This window comes from Chromohalobacter nigrandesensis, assembly GCF_023061285.1.
In the GTDB taxonomy this organism is placed as follows: Bacteria; Pseudomonadota; Gammaproteobacteria; order Pseudomonadales; family Halomonadaceae; genus Chromohalobacter; species Chromohalobacter nigrandesensis.
Window position 1 is genome coordinate 62,838 of record NZ_JAKGAM010000018.1, and the last position, 7,154, is coordinate 69,991.

Consider the following 7,154-nt stretch of genomic DNA (forward strand, 5'->3'; position numbering starts at 1 on the left):
ATTAGCCGGATACGGACGTCTCTTCGTCGACAGGCGCCGACGCTTCTGTCTTGCGATGGCCACTGGTGAGGATATGATGCAGGCTGCCACACTCTACCAACGGGTCGTGGCAATTGATGACGATGTCCGAGCGCGCCAGCACATGGGCCTTGCCGGTAATGGTGTTCTCTGCCACCCAGTGCGTGCCTTCCTGACGCGAGCCGGTGAATTCGCCGATAAAGCCGGTGCCACGCAGCGAGATGGTCTCCAGCTTATCCCCCGGCTGGAGAGCGCCTTCGTAGTGCATCAACGCCAGGCGCGCCGAAGTGCCCGTGCCAGTTGTGCTGCGGCAGATCACGCCGGGATGCACGTAGGTCGTCGAGCGCGAACGAAAAAATCCATCCGCAACCTGCTCCACCGGGCCCATGAAGTGCAAAAACGGCAAAGGCCCCACATCACCCAAGGTGTAATGGGAAAAGCCCCGATCGGCCTGGATCGCCTCGACGATGGCATGGGCACACTCCGCCAGTCGCGCCTCTTCGTCCCGATTCAGCGAGAAGCCCAGCTCGGCGGCATCCACCATCGCGTAAAAGCCTCCGCTGTAGGCGACGCTGTAGGTCACGTCCCCGACCGAAGGCACATGGATGCTGGCCCGGTAGGTGTCGATGTAACTGGGCAGCCCTTCGCAGGTAATGCCTTCCACGACGCCATTTTCCACCCGCGCCTCGATATGGACGAGACCGGCCGCAGATTCCAGAATGAAACGCTGATGCCCTTCCTGCTTGGGGACGATCCCGCTTTCCAGCACGGCCGTGGCAGTACAGATGGTGTTGGAGCCGGAGTAAATGGGATAGCCCATCACCTCCATGATGATGTAGCCCACCTCGGCCTCCGGGTCACTGGCGGGAACCAGCAGGTCCACCGACATCTCGGGAATACCGTAGGGCTCGCTGAGCAACAGCCGGCGCAGGCCATCGGCATCCTCGCGCAGATATTCCATCTTCTCGCGCACCGTGTTGCCCGGCAGCGGGTCGATGCCGCCGGTCACGATACGACTGACGTCGCCGCCGGCATGCAGGTCGATTAGTTGCAGTGTCAATTCTTCACTCATGTTTCTTCCTTCAGCGCGTAGGGCGCGCCATGCGCTTGCCACTGCGAATCCGGGACAATCACGATCTTGCCCAGATAGTTGCTGTTGCGATTGACGAAGTAGCGTTCCGCGTCATGCAGCTCGGAAAGCTTGAAAGCCGCGTGCAGCACAGGCTTCAACTTCCCCTCGCGAATCCAGGCTACCAACTGCTCGGCCTCGTCGCGTGTACCATGGGAAACGCCGAATATTTGCACCTGATACAAATAAATCCGCGTCCACATGATCTCGCTGATATTACCGCCGCTGGCGCCGGCAATGCTCAAGCGTGGGTAGGTGGTGCGGCGCGTCATGTCGAAGATCATGGTGTCGATGAAGCGATCGGTCATCTCCCCCCCGACCAGATCCATGACCGCGTCGATGGGTCGATCCTGCGTCAGCGCGCGCACCTTCTCGGTGAAGTCCTGCATGTCCGAGCGATCCAGTACGGCTTCCGCTCCCAGCGCCAGCAGCGCCTCCGCCTTGTCCGGCTGGCTCAGAGCATAAGGCGTCGCCCCCATGATACGGCAGAGCCGAATCAGTGCCGTACCCACGCCACCACTAGCCCCCGTCACCAGCACATGTTCCCCGGCTTTGACGTGGGCCGCATTCAACATGTGCAGAGCGGTCTGGTAGGAACACATGCCCATCGCCGCGAGTTCGGCATCGGCCAGTTCGGGATTATCCACCGTGTGGAACTGCGACGAGGGCACCGCAATGTACTCGGCAAAGCCGCCATCGGCGCCATGCCCGTAATAGTCGGGCGTGAGATTGATGTCGGGACGCGCATCGGCGTAGATATTGAAGTCCAGAAGCCCGCGCTGGCCAATGCGCTCGGCACTCACATCTTCGCCGACAGCTACTACGTGCCCGGCCACATCGGCGCCCTGAATGCGCGGAAAGGTCAGCGTCGGTGAGCCGCCGATCTGAAATGAGGTCGTATCCTCCTTATCCTTGGTCGGATAAAGCCCTTCACGCGCCTTGCGGTCGGTATTGTTCTTCGCCGTCGCGGTCACCTGCACCAGGACCTCGTCTCTGGCGGGCCTGGGAACGGAGATATCTTGCCGGTAGACCAGCTTGTCGATGTCTCCATGCTCGGTCAGCAACATCGCCGCCATCGTATCGGGTAGCGTCTCGCTGCGCATACCTGTGTCCTCCTCATAGTCGCTGCTTGACGATGCGACGATATCAAACTTTTGCTCTGCCAAGGGATTACTGCTCCCTTCACAGGGCGCCTGATCAGGCGACTTGTTAGTTGAATGACACACAAACTCCGGCGATAATTCGCGCCATGCTCAACTCCCCTTCTCAAGCACTTATGCGGAACGTTCGCTGATGGCGACAAATCTTCATCAGCTCCGTCTCCACGCCGTCGTCGATAATCTACTGGCATCCGGCGCACAACACGTTGTCGATCTTGGCTGCGGTCACGGCGTCTTGTTGCGCTGGCTAAGCGAGTACAAGCAGTTCAACCGCCTGATAGGTATCGACAACGACGCTCGGGCCGTGGCTTACGCCCGTGACCGGCTCAACCTGGACATACTCAGGCCCGATAAGCGCTTGCACGTCAGTCTGGGCTCCTTCGAAAATTGCGATTGGGCCGAAACCGGCATCGATGGCGCCGTCATGCTGGAAACCATCGAGCACATCGATCCAGATCGCCTGTCCCGGGTCGAGAAAGCGATTTTCGGCAAGCTGGGGATCAAGTTCGTCGTCATCACGACACCCAACAAGGAATACAATCCCCTCCACGGCATGCCCGACGACGAGCGCCGCCATGCCGATCATCGCTTCGAATGGACACGAGCGCAGTTTCAATCGTGGTGCAACGGCGTCGCAGAACGTCACGGTTACCAGACCCGGTTCGAAGACGTCGGTCCGCGTGATCCCGTTGTCGGCAGCTCAACGCAGATGGTCTGTTTCACGCGCTGCTGATCCAGCACCGTGGTGAATATCTGTGTGATTTTTACAAGCATGTCGCGTTCAGCTACATGACCGTCGCTTACATTACCTTTATATACGAATACTAAGGCTATCGTCGCAGAGGGTTATACGCCTTTCGTCGTACTCCAAGGACATGGGCTCTAACAACAATTTCGCCTTAATATCGTATGGAATTCTATTATGTCGACGTCTCCGTCCGCAGATAAACACAAAACCGACGATGTCAGTATTGCCACACTGAGAAAGGTCATCGCTGCTTCAGCTATCGGCAACTTTGTCGAGTGGTTCGACTTTGCAATATATGGTTTTCTCGCGGTTATTATCTCCCAGCACTTTTTCCCTCCCGGCAACCCTACCCTTGCGCTACTGCAAACCTTCGCAGTATTCGCCGTTTCTTTCGCTCTCAGGCCTCTGGGAGGCATTTTCTTCGGCATGCTGGGCGATAAGATCGGTCGCAAGCGAGTGCTCTCGATAACAGTCCTCATGATGGCCGGCTCCACGACACTGATTGGGCTGCTACCGACATATAACAGCATCGGTCTACTCGCGCCGTTGTTACTGGCTCTGGCACGTTGCCTACAGGGATTTTCAGCGGGGGGCGAATATGCAGGAGCTTGCGCTTTTGTGATGGAGCATGCACCTCAAGAAAAGAAAGCACGCTACGGTAGCTTTGTTCCTGTCTCGACTTTTGTAGCCTTTGCCTCGGCCGCCGGGCTCGCGTATGGCATCGACCTTGTCATGCCAGAAGCAACATTGCAGGACTGGGGATGGCGGCTGCCCTTTCTAATGGCAGCACCATTGGGGCTAATTGGTCTTTATATGCGCTTACGGCTAGATGAATCCCCCATATTCCAGATGTTGAAATCTCAGCCCGTAACCCACCATACCCCCGTGCGGGAAACGGTTCGCCAACACGGTCGTACATTGCTATGTCTGGGCGCTTTTATTTCAGCTACGGCCTTATCGTTCTATATGTTCACGACGTACTTTACGACTTATATGAAAGTGGAAGGCGATGCCACGCGCACCGTTTCTCTATTGGCTAGCCTGGGGGCTTTGATCTTTGCCGCTTTTCTCTGCCCAATCATTGGCCGCTACTCAGACTGGGTAGGCCGCCGGAGAACGATACTCACTGCGGGATTGAGTCTAATGATCGCAGTATTTCCTGCTTACTCGTTGGCCGGAAGCGGAGAACTGTGGAGCGCCATGCTAGGAGCCATCATGATAGCCATAGGTGCTGTCATCTGTAACGTGGTCACCGCCGTGTTGCTATCCGAACAATTCCCCACTCGCGTACGCTATACGGCCTCCGCCCTCTGCTATAACGTGGCGTACACCCTGTTTGGCGGTACGGCACCACTCATTGCGACTTGGTTGATTGATATAACAGGAAATCCCCTTGCGCCGGCCTTCTATCTGCTCGTGATCTCACTTCTAGCGTTGTGGGGCGGCCTGAAGTTGCCTGAATCGTCCAAGCGCTCCCTGAGCGAGTATGAAGGCTGGGAGGATCATTCAGCGCCACTTTCCGTGAGCCTGAAATGACCCAATAGCGACGCCGTCATTGCTAGGCCTCGTCTGAAAAGTCGACGAGCGATAATCAGACAAGGCAAAAATGGGCGAAAAGACGGAGTTTACAGGTCGTAAATGAGTACTTTGAGCCCATTTTTAACGCCGTATTATTGAGCGCAGGCACTTTTCAGACAGTGCCTAAGGCTTGCTGATGCAGCACACCTTTTCAATACGGCGTCTTGTCTATTCCTTGATTGTTTAGGCTACTGATCCAAGTTTACTCCACTATGTAAGGCCCCCTGGTTTCTGCACACCCTACGCCGTTAATGCAGGATGTACTCGGTATACCACGTAGTCCAAAGACTGATGTGGCCGTGTTTCGTTGTAGCACCGAATCCAGCGATTGATCACGATCCTGGGTTGACCCAGTGACACCCGCCACCTGACCGCGCCCGCCGCTGTCGCTGGCGTCGTCGAAGACCAGTTCGTTGTACTTGCTGCCGCGATAGGTCTTGCTCTTGAACCCGGAGAGCAGGTTGTGGCTGTATTTGGTGACATCGGTTCAAGACAGCGGACCGGCGGCTGGCAACATTCTGCAATATTTCTCGCGCCCCCATGCTTATTCGCCATGGCATAATAGAATCAATGCTTTGACTGAGATCTTCATATGAAATGCTGGATCACTCTGATTGCTATCTCCGCCTTGGGTCTGAGCGCCTGCAGCGATGGCAATGCCAACCCGAAAAACCAACAGGCGGTCGATGCGCTGATCAAGAAGACGAAAGACGAGCTCGTTCGCGTCGAGGGCGGTACCTTTCAGATGGGGGATTTCGGGCCGATCGATCCCAATCTGACAGGCAGCGACAAAGGATTGCCCTACAGTGCCGATCAGGACAATAAGCCGCTGCATAAGGTCACGCTGGATACGTTCTACATGTCGCCGACCAAGGTGACCTACGCCGATTACGATATCTATACCCAGGCCACGGGAAAAGACAAGATCAACAGCACCAACGAGTTCGAGATGCAGTTCCGCCAGGATAACGTCCCCGCTGGTGTGGACTGGTATCAGGCCAAGGATTACTGCGACTGGCTCGCCAAGGAAACCTCACTTCCCTTTGCGCTACCCACGGAGGCCCAGTGGGAATACGCAGCGCGCTCGGGAGGGAAATTTATACCCTACGGCACTAGCACGGGCACACTTGAGAAGGGCAAAAGCATTCCTACTGATGAGGATGTCGGTAAGGCTACTCACGCTGGTGATTATAGTGGGCTTGCACCTTATCCTGTAACGTTGTATCCGCCCAATAAGCTTGGGTTGTATCAAATGGGTGATAATGGTTATGAGTGGGTTTCTGATTGGTATCAGGCTGATTATTATGCGCGTTCTCCCGTGGATCATCCGAAGGGGCCGGAGAAGGGCAATGAAAAAGTGGTGCGAGGTATATCTCATGGACAAGGCTGGGGCGGAGTGTTGACAGTTAAACGAGATCACGTACCACCTAAAATAGGTGATAAGTATCTTCATTCGGAATTTTCCTTTCGTTGTGCAGTAAGCTCCGATGATATGAGCAATTAAACTTTGGAGGATGGGCGAAGAAAAGTACGCCCATCCTTTTATACTCAAGCCACGGTGGTTGTGTTTTCGTCAGGTCGACAAATGGCTTGGGTTGGATTGTTGCAAGGCTTGTAAAATTCCGGAGAGATTTGTTGCTGCACTTGGGTAAAATATTCTTCTACCCGATTTCTTACCATGCGGCCTCCCTTGGGGGCTACTGGAGGTAAGTCCTCATATATCCTTCGAAGATCGTTATTGTAATCGCTGGTATAAGCCCTTGATAAATATGGGAGTTTTTCGATTCTTTCTTTTTCTCCCATATCAAGGAATTCGTACACTCTTTTTTCACCTTCCTCTTGACTAGCTTTCTTGTCTTTTTGAGCTATTTCGTTCGCTGTGATAGCGGGCGTCACCCTTTGCATGACGCAGTCAAACTCCGCCTTTGACTGTACCCATTCAAATGCTCGAATAATAGCCCTTTTTCTGTTGGGCAACGCGCCAAAACGGTAGGCGTCTCGATCTAAAGGTGAAACAGCATTACGCAAATCCACTTCGTCGATCACAGAGGTAGTCGTCAGAAGATAAAGCAAAGCACCCTTGGCTTCCGGTGATGCATATTTTAGCATCTCCGGGTCTGCATTGATTCGTGACGTTAAGTTTCCTCTTTCTAGTCCTTGCTCTATGCCGTTTTTGACTTGGAGGTATTTTTCTCTTGCCATTGCGGAAATTCGAACCGCAGTGTAGTTCAAATAATCTTCTATTCTTTCTCCGGTGACTACTGTCATGTAAATGATATTGGAGATTGTTCTGAAGGCTTCAGCTCCAATGAAGTCTAGCCTTCGATAGTTTACATGGCGAAGCTGGTAGGCGACCCACTTGATAAACTCCACCACCAGACTTGCATCAATCTCTCCCGACACCTTTCCCTTGGCACCCACGCCCCAGCAGAAGCCGGCCTTGGCCATGAATTTGAACTTGCCAGCATCGTAGGAGATGTTCAAACCACCCTCGAACCCCGCACCTGCCTGCGCGGTAGCC

General features: G+C 54.6%; 7 protein-coding genes. 3 read left to right on the plus strand and 4 right to left on the minus strand.

The window, feature by feature from the left end; genetic code table 11:
* Position 1: 1 nt before the first annotated feature.
* Together L1073_RS16035 and L1073_RS16040 are read right to left on the minus strand one after the other, a co-directional pair.
* Complete coding sequence (locus tag L1073_RS16035; RefSeq protein ID WP_246900956.1) at positions 2-1,090, minus strand: proline racemase family protein; 1,089 nt, start codon at positions 1,088-1,090, stop codon at positions 2-4.
* The gene (locus L1073_RS16040) at positions 1,087-2,250 is read right to left on the minus strand and encodes a zinc-binding dehydrogenase (protein WP_246900959.1); all 1,164 of its coding nucleotides are present in this window, start codon (positions 2,248-2,250) and stop codon (positions 1,087-1,089) included. Before L1073_RS16040 ends, L1073_RS16035 begins: the two co-directional genes overlap by 4 nt.
* A gap of 190 nt (positions 2,251-2,440) precedes the next feature.
* On the opposite strand from L1073_RS16040, the gene L1073_RS16045 reads away from it, so the two are divergent.
* Entirely contained in the window at positions 2,441-3,040 is a 600-nt protein-coding gene (locus L1073_RS16045; protein WP_246900961.1) for a methyltransferase domain-containing protein, read from the plus strand.
* A 189-nt stretch (positions 3,041-3,229) separates the two neighbouring features.
* Positions 3,230-4,591 (plus strand): MFS transporter, encoded by a 1,362-nt coding sequence (locus tag L1073_RS16050; RefSeq protein ID WP_246900963.1) that lies wholly within the window; start codon positions 3,230-3,232, stop codon positions 4,589-4,591.
* A gap of 282 nt (positions 4,592-4,873) precedes the next feature.
* Here the strand turns inward: L1073_RS16050 and L1073_RS17390 are convergent, their stop codons facing one another.
* Positions 4,874-5,188, minus strand: a complete 315-nt coding sequence (locus tag L1073_RS17390) for an integrase core domain-containing protein (RefSeq protein WP_425531595.1) — start codon at positions 5,186-5,188, stop codon at positions 4,874-4,876.
* A 37-nt stretch (positions 5,189-5,225) separates the two neighbouring features.
* Between L1073_RS17390 and L1073_RS16055 the strand changes: the two genes are divergently transcribed.
* Complete coding sequence (locus L1073_RS16055) at positions 5,226-6,137, plus strand: formylglycine-generating enzyme family protein (RefSeq protein ID WP_246900966.1); 912 nt, start codon at positions 5,226-5,228, stop codon at positions 6,135-6,137.
* A gap of 44 nt (positions 6,138-6,181) precedes the next feature.
* Here L1073_RS16055 and L1073_RS16060 read toward each other — a convergent pair.
* Positions 6,182-7,154 (minus strand): hypothetical protein (locus L1073_RS16060; protein WP_246900968.1); only part of this gene is annotated, 973 nt, incomplete at its 5' end.

Excerpts from the sequence above, each read along its gene's own strand:
- L1073_RS16035 (WP_246900956.1), bottom strand. The coding sequence starts at position 1,090 with ATGAGTGAAGAATTGACACTGCAACTAATCGACCTGCATGCCGGCGGC.
- L1073_RS16040 (WP_246900959.1), bottom strand. The coding sequence starts at position 2,250 with ATGCGCAGCGAGACGCTACCCGATACGATGGCGGCGATGTTGCTGACC.
- L1073_RS16045 (WP_246900961.1), top strand. The coding sequence starts at position 2,441 with ATGGCGACAAATCTTCATCAGCTCCGTCTCCACGCCGTCGTCGATAAT.
- L1073_RS16050 (WP_246900963.1), top strand. The coding sequence starts at position 3,230 with ATGTCGACGTCTCCGTCCGCAGATAAACACAAAACCGACGATGTCAGT.
- L1073_RS17390 (WP_425531595.1), bottom strand. The coding sequence starts at position 5,188 with ATGGCGAATAAGCATGGGGGCGCGAGAAATATTGCAGAATGTTGCCAG.
- L1073_RS16055 (WP_246900966.1), top strand. The coding sequence starts at position 5,226 with ATGAAATGCTGGATCACTCTGATTGCTATCTCCGCCTTGGGTCTGAGC.